This is a genomic window from Eubacterium callanderi, assembly GCF_900142645.1.
In the GTDB taxonomy this organism is placed as follows: Bacteria; Bacillota; Clostridia; order Eubacteriales; family Eubacteriaceae; genus Eubacterium; species Eubacterium callanderi.
Window position 1 is genome coordinate 141,744 of sequence record NZ_FRBP01000007.1, and the last position, 17,020, is coordinate 158,763.

The following is a 17,020-nucleotide window of genomic DNA, read 5'->3' on the forward strand; positions in this document are numbered from 1 at the left end:
AGAATGCTGGGATTAGCCTATCCTATAATCATGAATAAAATGAGCCCAAAACTTAAGAAAAAAATTGAATCCTTGCTTGTGGCCTATGGAAAAGGGGACTGGTCGGCCTTTGAGGAGGTATACCGGCTTGCCTACAATTTTCAGTTTCTTCAGGCCTGTCAATTTCTCGGCGACGCCTGCATGGCGGAGGACGTTGTTCAGGAGACCTTTCTGCGCCTTTATAAAAACCCTGGGAAAATCGCCAATATCCGCTATCCATACGCTTATCTGAAACAGATTACCTATAATCTCTGTATCGATAAAATCTCCGCACCTGTCAACACAAATGAGTGCCGGGCGGATGAAGAGCTTCTGTGTTTTATCGAGGATGAACGGCCAGACGCTTCTCCAGAATCTCATGCCATTCTCACAGCTGCCAGCGATGAGCTGAACGCCGCGCTCCAGACGCTGCCGCCGGACGAGCGGACCATTTTTATCCTGCGCTTTGTGGACGAGCTGAAAATAAACGAAATCGTCCTTGCCACCGGGCTGTCAAAAAGTACGGTTAAACGCAAAATCCAAACGGCCAGGGAGCACATGAAAAATATTCTTCATCCCAGGTGGATGCCTGGTTTTCTGCTCACTGGAACGCTGGCTTCCCTTGTCCAGAACGGATTTACTGACTTTGCCATGGACACGGCAAGGGCAGACCGTATCCTTTACGCGCTGATGGAACATGGTTCTGAGCTGGCAGGGCAGGGGAGCGCTGCCGGCATCTCCGCACACGCGGTATCCTCCATATCGGCCAACTCCAGGCTTTCTGCTTTTTTCTCATCCTTAAGCTCCTCGACCCTTGTCACTGCAACCTGTACGGTAGTGGTGACCGGAGCAGTGCTGATTGCGCCATCGGCCATTCATCAGAGCATTGTAACAGCAGATGATACAGCAGAAGCCCATGAACCGGAACCTTATACCCTTGCTGAAGAAAGTCCGGAAGCGGCAAGTGCCCCCGCCGACACACAAATACCAGAACTGGTTTCCTATGAGTGCATCGACGGAACCATTGTTCTGACTTTAAAGGATGATCTCTCCGGAGTCGATTACGCTGCCATAACGGCCTCTTCGGATAATGGGTCTGTCCCTCCTGTTAACATCAGCGAAGCTGAAAACCAGGTGACCTTTGAAATCTCAAACACGCCCTTAACAGTCAATATCTGCGATAAAGCAGGGAACAGCGGAAGCATGGTTATTGAACCCAACCCAGCTTTTGATAAAGATTTACCCACTGAGGACAACCCTGAGTAGGCCGCAGACCTCAACTGCACTGTCTTCTCAGGTCAGATAATTTTTTGTATTAAAAAAGCCAACTTCAGTCCGTTGGCTTTTTTCTTTTCTCAGCTTTTTCAATATTAAATTTTTTCTCTGATCCTAAAGGCCCTCATTAAATTCCATTGCCTTTACCTTTTTAGTCCTCCTCGTCAGCAGGATGGCTGAGATAATTCCAAGCACTGACGACGCTATCAATAAAATAAAGATTTTGTCAAAACCATCTGCCACATTTCCCGCTGCCGCGGCGTCATCCAGCCATTTTCCGCAGACCGGCGTCACCAGAAAATCTGGAATAAAGGCGATAAAAGAGATGATGCCTGTGGCGATGGCGGTCATGCCGACAGGCACGCCGGCCTGGTCCATCACAGACCAGTAGGTTGACTTCATGATATTGGCCAGAAAGGCGATGACCAGTGTCAGCGAGATACAGAGGGGGATAATGGCTGAGGTGGTCATCACGCCGATAATCGCCGCGATAATGGCAACAAACAGGACTAAAAACCCAGTGCCCTTGTAAGTGAATTTATCCAGAATAAATCCGCCGATAAACCCAGCTAAGAGCACGATGATGTAGCTCCTAACAATGCCGAGGGCGCTGGCCGTGCCCTGGGAAATGTTGAGCACCTGCACCGTGTAGGTGGTCAGATAGCCGTTGCCGATGGACCAGGAGATGTAGGCAAACATGATGATGAATATTGTGACCCAGACACCGGGATTTTTCAAAACTTCCATCAGAGAGTATTTCTCTGCGGATTCTCCGGCTGCGCCGTCATCGTGCCGGACTTCGCTCTTTGGCAAAAAGACAATGGCCAGCACAAAAAACACTGCGCACGCGCCGCTTCCCAGCAGTAAAACAGCTTTCATTCCTGCTGCGGCACTGGTGGTCACGCCCAGAATTCCCAAAAACGCAAACCCCATAATTGTCTGGACAATGCCGCGGGTGGCCTCGCTGCTCCCAAAAATTTTGCTTTGATTGTCCTTGTCGGCCAGATTCCGGATGCCGTTGAGGTAAGCGGACCACAATGTGGCAATACCAAAAAAGCCATATAAAACATGGATGATCAGACACACCACAAAGTTCGTTGTAAAGGCAAAGACCAGGGTGACTGCCACAAAGGCAGCCAAAGTGGTGCAGATCAGCGTTTTGGTTGAAAACCGGTCCGCGATAAAACCGCCGATGGGGTAGCAGAGGACATTGGTCAGATTCAACGCCGACGCTAAAATCCCCATCTGTGTGTTGGTCAGCTGATAGGCGGCTGCAAACTGATCATAGAAGGTATACCGGAGATAAGGGATCTGGTAGGCCAGCGCAACGGTCGAGCTCAGTATAAAAAACACCATAAATTTCTGAAAGCTTAAATTTTTCATTATATCCTCCCCAAATCAATCACCAGATATCTCCCACTGTAAAGCCTTCGGGAAAAGGATCTGTCTCGTCGAGGACATACTGGCTGTAGCCGTAAATCCAGGCCTGTCCGCCGATGGTTGGGACGATGGCCTTATGGCCGTGTATCTCGGTCTCCTCCACGGGGTGTCCGGTAAATATAATCCCCAGCAGGCCCTCACGCCTGAAGGCTTCACCTGTTTTCAGCTCTCCCTTCGCATGCTTTGCGGCCATCAGCGCACAGGTGCCGGTGCCGCAGGCGCAGCGGTCCAGAGCGCCGGTCCAGGTCTCTGGCTGTTCAAAATCAATGTCACCGGTAAAAACCGTGTTGACGCTTTTCCAGTCTGCGTCCGGGTTATCCGTTGGCCCATGCAGCTCGGAGATGGTGATCCCGATGCCTGGATAATCCGGATGCTCGACAGGCAGCTGTTCCTGCGCTGCCTTCATGCACAGAGCAGATACCTTCGCGATTTCCTTTCCGTTTTCGGGCACAAGCTCCAGCCCTTCAAACTGCCTGACATCAATCAAAACATAGAACATGCCGCCCCAGGCGACGTCCACCTTGACCTTGCCCAAATGCGGCACGTCGATCTCTTTATCCAGATAAACCACAAAGGCGGGGACGTTTGAAAAAGTCACCTGCGTTACCTTTCCGTTTTTACAGTCCGCCTTTATACCGATGAGGCCTGCCGGAGCCTCCAGATTAAATTCTGTCACGGGTTCTTTCATTGGCAGCATCCCGGTTTCCAAAAGCGCGGTTGCGACGGAGATGGTGTTCCCGCCGCTCATCATGGGGTATTCTGTCTGTTCCATGATAATATATCCCGCGGCTGCTCTTGGATCTTTCGCGGGCACAATTAAATTGCAGCAAAGCGGGGGATATCCTCTCGGCTCTCTCAGCATCAGCTTACGGAATTGATCATCATTATTTTTCAGCCAGTTGGACTGTTCGTAAACTGAATTTCCTGGAATGGTCGGTATGCCGCTTGTGACAACCCGCATCGGCTCTCCGCAATGTGTCTCCACAGCGTTAAACATTCTTTTAAACCCCATGATTTTCTCCTTCTCAATTTTATAATGAGCTTTTAACGTTTTTTCTATTCTGAAGCGACGTCCAGAACAATCTTTCCAACCAGCGTCTTGGATAAAAAGGCCTCCTGGGCTTTGACGATTTCCTTTAATGGAAATTCTTTCGCGACAACAGGCTTGATTTTTCCATCTTCGATATAGCTGATCAGATTTAAAAACGATTCTTTTGACTGGTAGGTCGTTCCGAATAAGCTCAGATCTTTTAAATAAAGCGTGCGGACATCCAGCTCAACCAGCGGGCCGCCGATGGCGCCGCAGACCCCGTATTTTCCGCCTTTTTTCAATATTTCAAGGTGCTCTGGCCATTGGTTTCCCGCAACCATATCCAGCACAACATCCACTTTCATCTTTCCGATTTTTTCAATATAGCTTTCGCCCCTGAAAATAATTTCATCAGCGCCATAGCCTTTAACCCTCTCAGCCTGGTCTGGTTCACAGACGGCAATCACTTTTGCGCCGCGGATTTTCACCAGCTGAACAAGGGCAGAGCCCACACCGCCGGACGCACCGGTTACCAAAACAACATCATCTTTTTTGACACCCACACGGCAGACAAGATTTTCCGCTGTCGCGTAGGAGCAGGGGAAGGTTGCCAGCTCTTTGTCGGATAACTCTGAATGAATGACAAAGGCCTCGTCGGAGAGGGCTGCCGCGTATTCTGCAAAGGTCCCGTCACATTCCGAACCAAAGGTGATACATTCCACGCCATCCTGGCTGGAGGGTCTCTCCTGAACACTCCGAATCAAAACCCGCTCTCCAACACGATCTTCACTGACGCCTTCTCCAACGGCAACAATGGTGCCGCAGCCGTCTGCCCCCTGAATTCTCGGGAATACCATTGCCTGACCAAGCCATGAACCATCGTCCTTGACCTCTTCCTTAAATCCGGTGGCGCCGCCGGCGTTTGTTTCCTCTTTGACCTTTTTTGAATACCAGCCAATGCGGGTGTTGACATCCGTATTGTTAACGGCTGCCGCCCCGATCTTAACCAGTACCTCACCGGCCTTTGGCTTTGGAACATCAATATCTGTGCGATACTCCAGCTTTTCAAACCCTCCGTTTCCGGTTAAATACACGCCGCACATCTTCTTTGGAATTTCGTTCATAATAATCTCCTCATTTTTAAGCTTTCAGGATTCTGGTTAATGAATTCAGTCTTTTGCGCAAAAAATTCGAATATTTATTACCACCTGTATTGAGCTCATTATAAAATACGCTTTTTCAAAACACAATCAATTAGAATTGAATACAGGATTCGAAAAAATTGAAGCATTGCCATTAAAGCATTGATGGATGGGTTCTTCTGTACTATAATAAAGCCATCACAAGCCGAAAGCACAGGAGAAAGCCAATGCAGGAACGTTTTAATTTAGAATACCTCAACACCTTTGTAACCGCGGCGGAAACCGGAAAACTAAACATCACAGCTGAGATGGTGTACCGCTCACCTTCATCGGTCAGTACTCAAATAAAAAATCTGGAGACGCAGATCGGCGCGCCCCTCTTTATCCGGAATAAGGAGGCTTTATCCCTGACCAAATCAGGCGAGATTCTGTACCAGTATGCCCAGAAAATTCTGGAGATCAACGATTCAGCTTTTAATATCATCAATAATTCCGACTGGAAAGGCGCGCTGACCTTTGGCGTACCCACCGATTACGCCCAGCTGTTCCTGACCTCGATTTATCCGAGGCTAACGGAAATTTATCCTGATTTTCATTTCACGACGGTCTGCTCCAGAAGCCGGGAAATTCGGAGACAGATTGAGGAGGGAAAAATCCATATTGCCATCGTGGCCATGGAGCCGCAGTATACCGATGATATTTTTCTCTGGGAGGAGCCGCTGTACTGGGTCGGTTCAAAAAATTTTATCCACAAGCCGGATTCACGCCTCCCTGTCGCGCTTTTTTCAGATAACTGCATTGTCAACAACCATTCCCTGTACTGCCTAAAAAAGACAAATGTCGATTTTCAGATCGTTTTTACAAGCACAGTGCTGGATAATATTGCCGACTGTGTGAAAAGCGGCGTCGCTGTCTCCCTTCTGCCAGAATCCCTGATCACAGATGCCTTTAGCACATTGTCTGAGGATTTTATCACCTGTCCCTTCACCCTGAAATTCGGGCTTACCTGGGGAGAAAACGCGGATAAAGCGATGCTGGAGGAGATTACGGAGATTGTGACTTTGAGTCTGAAAAAATATCCCTGCTGAAAAAAGCATCCTGCGGACACCACCCTCAAACGGATAGCTTCTTCACTAAAGTAGATGCCTGATCTCGCCAATGTCCAGCTTTTCCGGTAAAGAGGTACGATTTCTGGCCGTTTATCACAACGCCTGGACCTTTTTTCTTATCTAGATAAAAGGCACGGTCTCGGTCTCTGCCACTTTTTTGACACGCTGAAAGCCCCGCTATAAAAAGCGGGGCTTTATCTAAGTGGTCTAAGTTGGGTGTATTAACGAGTTGGTTTAATCTTGATAATGGATTACGGTCTAATCTACCAGTCCTTCAAGCCCTTCCATGGAGATATTTTGGGTCAGGGTTTTCTGGACTTCGTTGTTTTTGATGTAGAGAACCGCCGGCACTTCGGAGATGCCCAAACGTCTGGCAATGCCGTCGGATTTGTAGATATCCACATTGGTGACGTGGAGATCACCTGCGTGTTTTTCCTGGAAGGCTTCTACGGTGGTCATAAGCTCACGGCATTTGGGGTCTACCGCGTTCCATACATAGACGACGGAGGGTTCGCCATTGTTGAGCACCTGGCTTTCGTAGACTTCCAGCTCTGAGATGTATTTTTCTGCACCATAGCCGGCAATGGCGCCGTCGCCTACGGCTGTGGCAACCTGTTTTAAGAATTTATCACGGACATCGCCTGCGGCAAGGACGCCTGGCACATTGGTTTCCATACGTTCGTTGGTAATGAGGTAACCGCCGCGGTTCATATCCAGGATATCCTTAAACCATTCGGTATTGGGGAGATAGCCGATAAAGAGGAAACAGGTATCCACCTTGACGGGGATGGATTCTTCGGTTTTAATATTTTTCAGTACAACGGTATCCAGGTGTTCGTCGCCCTCAAAGCGTTCGGCAACGGTATTCCAGATGAATTCCATCTTTGGGTTTTCCAGAGCCTGGGCCTTGGCGATCTCGTTACAGTCCATTTTGCCTTCCTCGTGCATGACGGAAACGATGACCTTGTCCGCAAACTTGGTCAGGAAGGTGCCTTCCTCGATGGCGGCGTCGCCGCTGCCAATGACCATCACGGTCTTTCCGGTGTTCGCGGCCGCGTCACAGGTCGCGCAGAAGGAAATCCCCTTGTCGTACAGATATTTATCCTCGTTTTCGGCGCCGGTCAGGCGGGGCTTTCCGCCGGTAGCCACAATGACGACCTTGGCTTCAAAGCGGTTTCTGAAGGTTTCAACCACCTTGGTTTCACCGGAGAAATCCACGGAGCGCACATCAGTCAGCTTGAACTTGACGCCGAATTTTTTGGCCTGTTCATGGAATAAATCCATGAGACCCAGGCCGCTCGAGCCTTCTGGAAATCCGGGATAATTTTCAATTTCACTGGTATAGGTGGCGAGGCCGCCCACCAGTGCCTTTTCGATCAGCAGGGTTTTGAGACGGGCGCGCCCGCAGTAGATCCCGGCTGTCAGGCCAGCGGCGCCGCCGCCGATTATTACAACATCATATTTCTCTGTTTTCTTATTCATTCCATACTCCTAATTGATTACAGATTACATAAAATACTTTGCCAGCAGCTTGCTGCCAATAAAAGCACCAACCATTAAGAAAGCTGCGAAAATCCAACCGGAAAGCGACAGGGAAGCAATTCCGCTGTACAGCGCTCCGATATTACAGCCGTGAGCCATTCTGGCGCCATAGCCCATGAGGAGCCCGCCTAAGACAGCGGCCACTACCTGGCGAATGGACTTGATTTTCTTAATTTTAAACTGTGATGCGTAGAGCGTGGCCAGTAAAGCACCGACGATAATCCCTATATTTCGGATGGAACCTCCGTCGTGCAGGAAGCCTGCGGCCAGGGTATGCTGCGCCTTTTCACTGGCAAAATAAGCCCAGGAGCTCACATCCCCGCCGAGGCCCTGGTAAATCCAGGCGCCCCAGTCCGCAAAGGCACTGGTGACGCCCCAGGCACTGCCGAGGGACGCCAGATGCGCAATCTGGAAAACAGACAGCAGCACCGCGCCGGCCACATAGGTCAAAGGCTCTTTCATCAATTTTTTATAAAAATCATTCTTACTGAGCTTTTGAAAAAATTCTTTCACAATAACAACCTCCCCCTCATATTGGGTTATTTGGTTTTTTCAATCACAACTTCCCATTCGCCGTCGTCCACTTCTTCGATTTCAACGTTATGGCCCTGAGCGCGCGCCCATTCCGGCACGTTTTTCATCGCGCAGCTGTGGTCAATGGAGACAATCAGCAGGTCCCCTACATTCAGCTTTTCAAGTTCCTTTTCAGTTTTCATCAATGGCACTGGACAGGCTTCACCTAAACAATCTAACGTATATTCACTCATTTTAATTTCTCCTTTTTCTTATAATATTTTTTTGAATTCCAATTAATCCGCTGTTCCCATTTTCTTTTTCTGCCACTGCCTTGCGGCAATATACAAAAGAAGAATGATTAATCCCTGGACGACTAAAGCGCCGAACCATCCAAACACATCTGGTAAAAAGATCTTAGGCGCATTGGTGTTAAAAACACCGTCCCAGAATCCCATGTCGTGAGCGCCCCAGAAGGAACCGACCACAAAGAACACCAAAGCCAGCATCTGCATGGTAAACCCTTCACCGACACGCATCAGCGTTCCAGAGGCGCATCCCCCTGCGATAACCATGCCGATCCCGAAGAATACCGCCCCCAGCGCCAAAGGCAGACTGATGGGTGATACGGAGCTCATGCCCGGTATTTCCTGGCCATTGATGTAAGCGCCATACTTGATGGCTGTAAAACCAATGGTCGTTACCGCGAATGCAATGAGTACCGCCCGGGTCAGTGAGGTGCTCCCGGTAAGGCTTGGGTCACGCACCGACGCAGTAAAGCAGAAGCGCGCCCGCTGAAGGATAAAACCAAAGCAGAGCCCAATAATCCAGTATACTGGCAGCTTCTCGCTTCCCAGTCCAAGATAGACGCCTGCGGCCACGACTAAAATCGTTACCACAATGGCGATGGGTATCTGGTTCTTTTTCGGTTTTCTTGGCGCGCGTGTCCTCGTAGACCGCTGAATCTTTTCTTCTTCCAAATCCTTTCCCCTCCTTTGTTAAAAATCTATCAACTTTTGATGATTCCATTATAGCATCTCATCACTAATTTTAATAACATCGAAAAGCGATTCTGCATAAGAAAAACTGATGATAAAATTTCGTTACCTTGCTCCTGTTCTGTGATATACTGTAATCAATCACAAAGGAGGCGAGAGGATGAATATCGAGTCTTTAAGAATGTTTATCAAAATCGCAGATAACGGAAGCATCACCAAAACCGCGGAGCAGACCTTTATCTCACAGTCGGCCTTAAGCCAGCAGATCAAAACCATGGAACAGCTTTTTAACACCAGCCTCATTGAGCGCAGCAACAAGGGCGTAACGCTGACCTGCAGCGGAAAAACCGTCTATGAATATGCCTTACACCTGACTTCTACCTATGACAGCATGATCCGGGAGCTTCAGGAGAATGAAGAGAGCAACCGTGTGCTCCATATTCTGTCCACGCCAATCATCGCTTCCTATGCTTTGCCCTGCACGCTTTATTATATTAAGAAGAATTTCTCGACCTATTCGCTGGAGATTTCATCCATGGCCAGCCACAGGATCGAGCAGCAGGTCAACTGTGACCAGGGCGACATTGGTTTTATCACGGGCCCGCCGTCGGATCCTTCACTGACAGGGCAAAAAGTTTTTTCAGACGATGTCTTTCTCGTGGCCGGAAGCGATATGAAAATTGAAGACCATATCTTAAAAGAGGATCTCAGCCGCTATCCGCTGCTCACCCTGACCACTGACCAGAAAACAGAACAGCATCTCGAAAAACGCCTCACAGACGAAGGGGTGGATGTCGAAAGCCTGATGATCCTTTTTAAACAGGATTCCATTGAGTCCATTAAGCTTTCCACCATCAACGGCTACGGCATGGCCTTTCTGCCATATATGTGCATAAAAAAAGAGCTGTACCATAAACAGCTCAAAATCATCAGCGTTGAAGGGCTTACCCTGCAGAACGACTACTACATTATTAAGAAAAAGGCTTCGGAGTACCGGGACCGCACGCTCCTGAAGCTGATCTGTTATATTGAAAAGATCCTGGCCGACACTATCTGCTGACCGTGATCTCCCAAACCCCGTTCATAACCTCATCACAGACGCACGCCATCTGCATGCCCGCACAGAATTCCCGGACACTTTTGACCGTGCAGCTGTGGTCTGTGATGAGAAGAACACGCTCGCCAGGCTTCATCTTTCGCGTTTCCCGCTGAAGCTTCATGACCGGAACCGGGCACATATCGCCGAGACAATCAATTTTTTTCATTGGTTTCTCCTTATACAAAACCCCCACATGCTTTTCATATGGGGGTTTATGTTTAGTTAACAATCTTTATGAGCTTAAAAAAGTTTTCTGTTATCCGCACAATGGTGTCCACCATGTCGTCGATGCTTCCGATTTCCATGCGGTGCATGATCAGATAGTTGGCGATGGTGAGGGACAGGCGGCAGGCCTCGTTGCGTTTATCCCGGTCCTCAATGGTATCAAAGTCGGGGAGAGGAACAAGACCGCCCACACGGCTGGTGATCTGGCAGCCGGTAAAGCCGCAGACCTCCTGAATGAAATTTTTGAGGATGGACTCGCGGAAGTCGTCAAAGTCACGGTAGGTAACCTTTGCGTCCTTTTTCCAGCACTCGGTATAAACCGCATTGTAGGTATGGATAATGTCCCGCATATAGCCGAGAATGGTTTCCCGGAAATCCTTGCAGAAATCCTCAGGGTAATCATCCATATAAAACCAGCGGATGTATTCATAGAGCACACTGCCCATGAGATAACCTGTATCGGAGGATGAAGCCCCCATAAAGGCGTATTCCTGGTCAATGATTTTCATCTTTTTATCGTTTATCATGATGTTGGAGGTGTGCAGATCGCCGTGTACCAGGCATTCGCAGTGCTTCATGTGAATGTCGCGCAGTTTGAGCATCTCGGTGCGGAAAGCCGTGCTTTTCCAGGGCGCGTCACCCATGGCCAGCCGTTCGGGATCCGCATTCGGATCATCATGCGGGTCATGGTCGTCGATAGCGTGCTCATCTTTTAGGAACAGGCCGATCTCAAAAACCAGACGCATACTGGGGTTCAGGAATTTTGCCTGAAGCTCTTTATAGACCGTTGCGTCTAAATAATATTCAGAAGTGTAAAAGTTGGACTTGGCGATAAATTCCCCAATTTTTTTCGGGAATTCGGGGAATTTTTTTCCTTTCATGAGTTCAAAACGCAGGATTTTTAAATCGCTGCAGTCCTCACAGAGGTAAATATGGTTATCCAGGTCTACCTGATAGACCTTTGGAATATATTCGGGTGTAATGGCACCCTTGATGCGCATGACATCCGCCTCCAGCGCGTTGCGGTCCTGTACAAAGGGGCCCACGCCTTCCTCAAAGGCTTTATAATAGGTTTTGGCCTGCTTGACGATCACGGATTTTCCGTTTTCGTCCCAGACACGGTACAGAAAATTGATGAAGCCGTCGCCGTCTTCCTCGCTTTCACCGATTTCGTACACGCTCAGCCGCGCGTCCGGCGCAAAATAATCTGTACATTCCTTTAAATAGTCCTTAACGGTTTCTTTGTTTATGTCTTTAAAATTTTTACACCCCATGGCAATTCCCCCAAGCTGATACTAAACTTTTACTTATTTATTATATCACTCTGGTGTCACCGGTTAAATGCACTTTTTGTGCTCATAAAGGCTATTTTTTGACTCCGGTTAGTTTTCGTAAAATAAAAAAACAGCGCTTTCGCCATTTTTGGCGGAAGCGCTGCCTGTGTTACTGGGTCTTTTTATAAACATGGACATCGCCTGTATCCCGGTCTGTCAGAGTCAGGGTATCCCCGTCAATGACATAGGACATATGGGTGGTCTGTCCGCCGTAGGCCTGAGCATACTTCATGTCCACGTTTTTTTCCTTTGTGTCCATTGTATAGGTTGCGACATCGTCGCCAAACATTCTAAATACATTGTTATCCACAAATTCAATATTGACGCCAGAATCATCTGCCCACGCTCCAAGAATCAGCTTTTCATCCTTTGCAGCCTCTGAACCTGTTTTAACCTTTGTACTGATACCGGTAGTCAGCAGCGCCAGCACAAGGCTGAGCACAGCAACCGCCACAATGCCGATGGCAAGTTTTTTTTTCTCCATTTAAATCTCCTCAAATCCATTGGAAGTTCCTAATGGATTTTATTATATCATAATTATTTACACGTGGTGTGATAGTTTTTGGAAGTTCCTAATGGATTTTATTATATCATAATTATTTACACGTGGTGTGATAGTTTTATGATTTTTTGGGAATTAACCTTTCTTTAAGGATATAATTAACGGTTTTTATCTTTACAAATTTAAGCAACAGCGTATATAATAAAGTTATATAGGATCGATTTTCAATTTTGGAGGTAATATTGATGAATGAAGCATTAAAAGAAACCCTTGACAGCATCAAAGGTTTTATCTGTGATATGGACGGCGTTATCTATCATGGTAACCGCCTTCTTCCTGGCGTTCCCGAGTTTGTGGACTGGCTGTACCGGGAGGATAAAAACTTTCTCTTCCTCACAAACTCCAGCGAGCGCTCGCCCCTTGAGTTAAAGGAAAAGCTTTCCCGCCTGGGCCTTGATATTGATGAGAGCCATTTCTATACCAGTGCCCTGGCCACCGCTAAATTTCTAAGCACACAGTCCCCGGGCTGCTCTGCCTATGTTATCGGCGAACCGGGCCTCATCAACGCTTTATACAGCGCTGGCATTACCATGAACGATATGAACCCGGATTATGTTGTTGTGGGTGAAAGCTATAACTACAACTATGACACCATCCTGAAAGCTGTTCGTTTTGTCTTAAATGGCGCTAAGCTCATCGGGACAAACCCGGATCTCACCGGTCCTGCTGAAGGCGGCCTGGTACCGGCCTGCCGCGCATTTACCGCTCCCATCGAGCTGGCAACCGGAAAATCCGCTTATTTTGTCGGAAAGCCGAATCCGCTCATGGTCCGCACCGGTATCCGCATGCTCGGTGTACATTCTGAGGATGCCGCCATTGTCGGCGACCGCATGGATACGGACATTATCTCCGGTATTGAATCCGGTATGCACACCATCCTGGTGCTCTCCGGCGTGTCCACTCCCGAAACCGTTCAGGAATTCCCATACCGCCCGCAGTTTATTTTAAACGGGGTGGGGGAAATCCCGACCAATTAGTAAGATTACTTTTCAGCGGCCTTCTGGCCGCTTTTTTTATTTGACAAATCTCAGAATCTGTCTAAATCTTATACAAAACTCTTGTTTGTCTAATTACATGCAACTCTCTTGGTGTTATAGTAAAATCAGAAAACCAGGTAGCAAATGTAGTCAGGATTTACAGAATGGAGGCTGTGAAATGGCATCAAACATGAGTTTAAGTGAAAACATCAAATCCTTTGGAATGAAACAGGTCATTAAGTATCTGGATGCAGATCCAGATAAAAATATCCCGAGAGTGATCGAATGGGTCGAAAAATTTGATAAGGACCAGACCATAGCCGGGCAGATGAAGGTTGTCAAGGAGGCCCTGGCCGACGAAAACAATAACTGGAACCGGCTGGTAAAAAGCTTATGGACAGACATTGATCCCGGCGTCCGAAAGCGTCTTTTTAACAATTTTATCGTCAACAGTGTCATTATCGGCTGTAAACGCCAGAACATAAACAAGGAAAAATATGACTGTAATATCCCGTGGGCCATTCTCATGGACCCTACCTCAGCCTGCAATCTGCATTGTACAGGCTGCTGGGCCGCGGAGTACGGGGATAAAATGTCCATGGATTTCGATACACTGGACAGCATCATCGAGCAGGGAAAAGCCTTCGGGACTTATATGTATATCTATTCGGGAGGAGAGCCCCTTGTGCGCAAAAAGGACATTATCCGGCTGTGTGAAAAACACGATGACTGTGCCTTTCTGTCTTTTACCAACGCCACCCTCATCGACGAGGACTTTGCCGATGAGATGCTACGGGTTCAGAACTTTATCCCGGCCATCAGCGTCGAAGGATTTGAGGAAGAGACCGACATGCGGCGTGGTAAAGGAACCTATGCCGCGGTCGTAAAAGCCATGGATATCTTAAAGGCTAAAAAGCTGCCCTTTGGCTTTTCCACCTGTTATCACCGCCAGAATACTGATGTCATCGGCAGTGAGGCGTATTTTGACGCAATGATCGAAAAGGGCTGTAAGTTTGGCTGGTTTTTTACCTACATGCCCGTGGGCGTGGATGCTGTGCCCGAGCTCATGGCCACCGCGGACCAGCGGGAGTACATGTATCACCAAATTCGCAGCTTCCGGGCTACCAAGCCCCTGTTTACCCTGGATTTCTGGAACGACGGCGAGTACGTCAAGGGATGTATCGCAGGAGGACGCAATTACCTGCACATCAATGCCGGCGGCGACATTGAGCCCTGCGCCTTTATCCATTACTCCGATTCCAATATCCATGAGCAAACCCTGCTGGAGGCTTACAGGCGGCCGCTGTTCATGCAGTACCATAGAAACCAGCCCTTCAACCAGAATCATCTGCGCCCCTGTCCACTGCTCGATAACCCAGGCCGCCTGACCAGCATGGTTGAGCTGTCCGGGGCCCACTCCACTGACCTCACCCACCCTGAGGATGTCAAGGCACTTTCCGACAAATGCCTGGATGCCGCAAAAGCATGGAAGGTCAACGCTGACCGTCTCTGGAATGAAAGCCATCCAAATCACTGACATTAAAAAGCACTTCTGTTTCAGGAGTGTTTTTTTTATTGGCCTGGTATTTTTAAAAAAACAATCTTTTGGTTGTTAGACCTTTACAAAGACGCGGAATTGCGATAATATCAAACTCATAATCAAAAAATGGAGGATTTGTAGAAAATGAAAAGAAAATTTAAATTGGCAAGTATTCTCGTTGCGCTGCTGTTGGCCCTCAGCTTTGGAAATACCGCGCTCGCTGCCGGTGGCAATGGCGGCGGTGGTGGCGGCGGTAATGGCAGCGGCGGGGGAAACGGGGGCGGAAGCGATGAAACCCTGACAATTGTCTCCTCTACCCCGGCAGATGGTGAAACCTCAGCTTCTGTCAGTGACCCCATCAAGCTCGAATTCAGCAAAAATGTTGTCAACGCTGAAGTCAAGGACGGGAATATGGCAGCCGTTGTACTTTATAAGAACGGCACACCTGTTGCGGCTGAAGTCACCATGACTGATGACCAGGTTGAGCCTGATCTCAGAAACTTTATAACCATCACGCCTTCAAGCCCTCTGGAACCCGGAACCGAATATCAGGTTAAAATAGCCGGAACCTTAACAGCAAAGAGCGGCGCAGCCCTGGGAGAAGAAAAGACACTGCGCTTCAAAACTGCCGGTACAGCCCCTGCAGCGGCCAGCGAGGAAAAAACAACTGCTGAAAAGCCAGCCTCGAATAATACCACCCTTTACATTCTTTTAGGTGTCGCCGCAGTGGTTATCATTGCGATTGTTGTCGTTGTGTTCGTTAAAAAGAAAAAATAATGCTGGATGTAATCATTATCGGCGGTGGTATCCTCGGGGTTACCACCGCCCGGCTTTTAAGCCGTTTCAACCTGGACACGCTTGTCCTTGAAAAGGGTGCCGACCTGGGAGAAGGCGCCTCCAAGGCTAACAGCGCTGTTTTGGCCGCTGGCTTTCATCCCAGAGGCGGCAGCCTGAAGGGGATCTCCTGTGTGCGTGGAAATGCCATGTATCCCCAGATCTGCAAAGAGCTCGGCGTCGAAATCGCCTATCCGGGATCACTTTTCGTCGCCTTTCACAGAGAAGGGGAGGAGATGATCCGTGAAAAATACAAAAAGGGCTTGAAAAATAATGTGCCGGATATGGAGATTCTGTCTGGCAGTGAAAGCCGCGCGCTGGAGCCGGGGCTTTCTGACCGGGTGACCATGGCCCTTTATGCCAGGACCACAGGGATTATTGAGCTTTTTCCCTTCTGCTGAGAACAGCTCAGTCAGCTGAAAAAAACGGGGTTCACTTTGCATTTGATGAAGAGGTACAGGAAATTATCGAGCACGAAAACCACTTTGAGGTGGTAACAGGCCGGCGCTCGCTGAACGCCCGTTATGTGGTCAACACCGCGGGTGGAATGGCCATGGCTGTCGAAAGCGGCGTAAGACCTCAGGATTTGATCATTAAGCCGCGCTGCGGACAGTTTTTAGTCTTTGACCGTCAGGGAAAAGACGGCATCCGCCATGTACTCTATCAGGCTCAGGAGACTGATGAAAAGGGCTGTCTGCTGGCGCCCTCCACCGAGGGAAATATCATCGCTGGCCCTACCTCGCAGGATGTACCGGACTATAAAAATGTCGAAACCACTGACTGGGGGATTCATCACATTGAAAAAACAGCAAAAAAGATACTGCCTGATCTGGACATGGGAAAGGTCATCACCTCCTTTGCCGGTGTGCGCGCAAATATCAAAAATGTTGTCAAGGAGGAAAAGGACTTTATCATCCGCCGTTCAGTCCCCCGGATGGTCAGCGCTCTCGGCATTAAAAACCCGGGAATGACCGCCGCCCCGTATCTCTGTCAGATGATTCTTGACCTGCTCATCGAAGACGGGCTGTGCACTGCTCCCAATCCAGATTACTGTCCGGTGCTGGACCTCCCCAAACCCTTTTTAAAACAGACTGAAAACATACAGAAAAAATGGTATGAACAGGACCACCGTTACGGCAATCTGGTCTGCCGCTGCGAGGGGATTACAGAGGGGGATATCCTCCGGGTGCTCCGTGAGCCGCTGCCGCCCAAAAACATGAACGGGCTTAAAAAACGGCTCCGCACCACCATGGGAAGGTGTCAGGGAAGCTTCTGCACACCGCGGATTCTTGAAATACTGTCGAGAGAATGGTCGGTACCGCCTGAAAAGATTATGAAAGAAGCGCCGGGCAGCCCGTTTGTCAAAGGGAGGGTGAAATAAA

18 protein-coding genes are annotated in these 17,020 nt (G+C 48.7%); 8 read left to right on the forward strand and 10 right to left on the reverse strand.

The genetic code is table 11. The annotated features are described in order from the left end of the window. The first annotated feature begins 39 nt into the window (after positions 1 to 39). Entirely contained in the window at positions 40 to 1,284 is a 1,245-nt protein-coding gene (locus tag BUC22_RS10845; RefSeq protein ID WP_158308573.1) for an RNA polymerase sigma factor, read from the forward strand. Between the two features lie 123 nt (positions 1,285 to 1,407). On the opposite strand, the gene BUC22_RS10850 is transcribed toward BUC22_RS10845, so the two are convergent. The 3 genes from BUC22_RS10850 to BUC22_RS10860 are packed head-to-tail and all read right to left on the reverse strand — an operon-like array spanning position 1,408 to position 4,887. Continuing rightward, positions 1,408 to 2,676, reverse strand: a complete 1,269-nt coding sequence (locus BUC22_RS10850) for an MFS transporter (protein ID WP_013378399.1) — start codon at positions 2,674 to 2,676, stop codon at positions 1,408 to 1,410. Positions 2,677 to 2,695: 19 nt separating this feature from the next. Continuing rightward, positions 2,696 to 3,745 carry a proline racemase family protein gene (locus BUC22_RS10855; RefSeq protein ID WP_013378398.1) on the reverse strand — a complete coding sequence of 350 codons (1,050 nt, stop codon included), beginning with the start codon at positions 3,743 to 3,745 and terminating at the stop codon, positions 2,696 to 2,698. Between the two features lie 44 nt (positions 3,746 to 3,789). Further along, entirely contained in the window at positions 3,790 to 4,887 is a 1,098-nt protein-coding gene (locus tag BUC22_RS10860; RefSeq protein WP_013378397.1) for an alcohol dehydrogenase family protein, read from the reverse strand. 245 nt (positions 4,888 to 5,132) lie between these two features. Here BUC22_RS10860 and BUC22_RS10865 point away from each other — a divergent pair, with 245 nt between their 5' ends. After that, positions 5,133 to 5,993 carry a LysR family transcriptional regulator gene (locus BUC22_RS10865; protein WP_013378395.1) on the forward strand — a complete coding sequence of 287 codons (861 nt, stop codon included), beginning with the start codon at positions 5,133 to 5,135 and terminating at the stop codon, positions 5,991 to 5,993. 279 nt (positions 5,994 to 6,272) lie between these two features. Here the strand turns inward: BUC22_RS10865 and BUC22_RS10870 are convergent, their stop codons facing one another. The 4 genes from BUC22_RS10870 to BUC22_RS10885 are packed head-to-tail and all read right to left on the reverse strand — an operon-like array spanning position 6,273 to position 9,049. Further along, on the reverse strand, positions 6,273 to 7,496 hold the full coding sequence (locus BUC22_RS10870) for an FAD-dependent oxidoreductase (RefSeq protein WP_013378394.1): 1,224 nt from the start codon (positions 7,494 to 7,496) through the stop codon (positions 6,273 to 6,275). A gap of 24 nt (positions 7,497 to 7,520) precedes the next feature. Further along, positions 7,521 to 8,069 (reverse strand): YeeE/YedE thiosulfate transporter family protein, encoded by a 549-nt coding sequence (locus BUC22_RS10875; protein ID WP_013378393.1) that lies wholly within the window; start codon positions 8,067 to 8,069, stop codon positions 7,521 to 7,523. Between the two features lie 26 nt (positions 8,070 to 8,095). Beyond that, entirely contained in the window at positions 8,096 to 8,323 is a 228-nt protein-coding gene (locus BUC22_RS10880; RefSeq protein WP_013378392.1) for a sulfurtransferase TusA family protein, read from the reverse strand. A gap of 42 nt (positions 8,324 to 8,365) precedes the next feature. Next, positions 8,366 to 9,049, reverse strand: a complete 684-nt coding sequence (locus BUC22_RS10885; RefSeq protein WP_013378391.1) for a YeeE/YedE thiosulfate transporter family protein — start codon at positions 9,047 to 9,049, stop codon at positions 8,366 to 8,368. Between the two features lie 178 nt (positions 9,050 to 9,227). On the opposite strand from BUC22_RS10885, the gene BUC22_RS10890 reads away from it, so the two are divergent. Further along, on the forward strand, positions 9,228 to 10,127 hold the full coding sequence (locus BUC22_RS10890; RefSeq protein WP_073382873.1) for a LysR family transcriptional regulator: 900 nt from the start codon (positions 9,228 to 9,230) through the stop codon (positions 10,125 to 10,127). Here BUC22_RS10890 and BUC22_RS10895 read toward each other — a convergent pair. The 3 genes from BUC22_RS10895 to BUC22_RS10905 all read right to left on the reverse strand — a co-directional run bounded on the left by BUC22_RS10895 (position 10,117) and on the right by BUC22_RS10905 (position 12,209). Continuing rightward, positions 10,117 to 10,332 (reverse strand): sulfurtransferase TusA family protein, encoded by a 216-nt coding sequence (locus BUC22_RS10895; protein ID WP_013378389.1) that lies wholly within the window; start codon positions 10,330 to 10,332, stop codon positions 10,117 to 10,119. The genes BUC22_RS10890 and BUC22_RS10895 overlap by 11 nt on opposite strands. Positions 10,333 to 10,384: 52 nt before the next feature. Continuing rightward, the gene (locus BUC22_RS10900) at positions 10,385 to 11,665 is read right to left on the reverse strand and encodes an S-methyl-5-thioribose kinase (RefSeq protein WP_073382875.1); all 1,281 of its coding nucleotides are present in this window, start codon (positions 11,663 to 11,665) and stop codon (positions 10,385 to 10,387) included. Between the two features lie 169 nt (positions 11,666 to 11,834). After that, positions 11,835 to 12,209, reverse strand: coding sequence for a hypothetical protein (locus BUC22_RS10905; RefSeq protein ID WP_013378386.1), 375 nt, complete (start codon positions 12,207 to 12,209; stop codon positions 11,835 to 11,837). 263 nt (positions 12,210 to 12,472) lie between these two features. On the opposite strand from BUC22_RS10905, the gene BUC22_RS10910 reads away from it, so the two are divergent. The 5 genes from BUC22_RS10910 (at position 12,473) to BUC22_RS22455 (ending at position 17,019) form a co-directional block, all read left to right on the forward strand. After that, positions 12,473 to 13,264 carry an HAD-IIA family hydrolase gene (locus BUC22_RS10910; protein WP_013378385.1) on the forward strand — a complete coding sequence of 264 codons (792 nt, stop codon included), beginning with the start codon at positions 12,473 to 12,475 and terminating at the stop codon, positions 13,262 to 13,264. A 178-nt stretch (positions 13,265 to 13,442) separates the two neighbouring features. Then, a complete protein-coding gene (locus tag BUC22_RS10915; protein ID WP_013378384.1) occupies positions 13,443 to 14,801 on the forward strand; it encodes a radical SAM/SPASM domain-containing protein in 1,359 nt (452 codons plus the stop codon). A 147-nt stretch (positions 14,802 to 14,948) separates the two neighbouring features. Continuing rightward, positions 14,949 to 15,581, forward strand: coding sequence for an Ig-like domain-containing domain (locus BUC22_RS10920; protein ID WP_013378383.1), 633 nt, complete (start codon positions 14,949 to 14,951; stop codon positions 15,579 to 15,581). After that, positions 15,581 to 16,039: an NAD(P)/FAD-dependent oxidoreductase gene (locus tag BUC22_RS22450; protein WP_073382877.1), complete on the forward strand. Its 459-nt coding sequence runs from the start codon at positions 15,581 to 15,583 to the stop codon at positions 16,037 to 16,039. Before BUC22_RS10920 ends, BUC22_RS22450 begins: the two co-directional genes overlap by 1 nt. Further along, entirely contained in the window at positions 16,036 to 17,019 is a 984-nt protein-coding gene (locus BUC22_RS22455) for an NAD(P)/FAD-dependent oxidoreductase (protein WP_278286329.1), read from the forward strand. Before BUC22_RS22450 ends, BUC22_RS22455 begins: the two co-directional genes overlap by 4 nt. Position 17,020 lies beyond the last annotated feature (1 nt).

Coding starts and splice junctions, on each gene's coding strand:
- BUC22_RS10860 (WP_013378397.1), bottom strand. CDS start 4,887: ATGAACGAAATTCCAAAGAAGATGTGCGGCGTGTATTTAACCGGAAAC.
- BUC22_RS10880 (WP_013378392.1), bottom strand. CDS start 8,323: ATGAGTGAATATACGTTAGATTGTTTAGGTGAAGCCTGTCCAGTGCCA.
- BUC22_RS10855 (WP_013378398.1), bottom strand. CDS start 3,745: ATGGGGTTTAAAAGAATGTTTAACGCTGTGGAGACACATTGCGGAGAG.
- BUC22_RS22450 (WP_073382877.1), top strand. CDS start 15,581: ATGCTGGATGTAATCATTATCGGCGGTGGTATCCTCGGGGTTACCACC.
- BUC22_RS10890 (WP_073382873.1), top strand. CDS start 9,228: ATGAATATCGAGTCTTTAAGAATGTTTATCAAAATCGCAGATAACGGA.
- BUC22_RS10845 (WP_158308573.1), top strand. CDS start 40: ATGAGCCCAAAACTTAAGAAAAAAATTGAATCCTTGCTTGTGGCCTAT.
- BUC22_RS10920 (WP_013378383.1), top strand. CDS start 14,949: ATGAAAAGAAAATTTAAATTGGCAAGTATTCTCGTTGCGCTGCTGTTG.
- BUC22_RS10895 (WP_013378389.1), bottom strand. CDS start 10,332: ATGAAAAAAATTGATTGTCTCGGCGATATGTGCCCGGTTCCGGTCATG.
- BUC22_RS10910 (WP_013378385.1), top strand. CDS start 12,473: ATGAATGAAGCATTAAAAGAAACCCTTGACAGCATCAAAGGTTTTATC.
- BUC22_RS10915 (WP_013378384.1), top strand. CDS start 13,443: ATGGCATCAAACATGAGTTTAAGTGAAAACATCAAATCCTTTGGAATG.
- BUC22_RS10900 (WP_073382875.1), bottom strand. CDS start 11,665: ATGGGGTGTAAAAATTTTAAAGACATAAACAAAGAAACCGTTAAGGAC.
- BUC22_RS10870 (WP_013378394.1), bottom strand. CDS start 7,496: ATGAATAAGAAAACAGAGAAATATGATGTTGTAATAATCGGCGGCGGC.
- BUC22_RS10905 (WP_013378386.1), bottom strand. CDS start 12,209: ATGGAGAAAAAAAAACTTGCCATCGGCATTGTGGCGGTTGCTGTGCTC.
- BUC22_RS10850 (WP_013378399.1), bottom strand. CDS start 2,676: ATGAAAAATTTAAGCTTTCAGAAATTTATGGTGTTTTTTATACTGAGC.
- BUC22_RS10865 (WP_013378395.1), top strand. CDS start 5,133: ATGCAGGAACGTTTTAATTTAGAATACCTCAACACCTTTGTAACCGCG.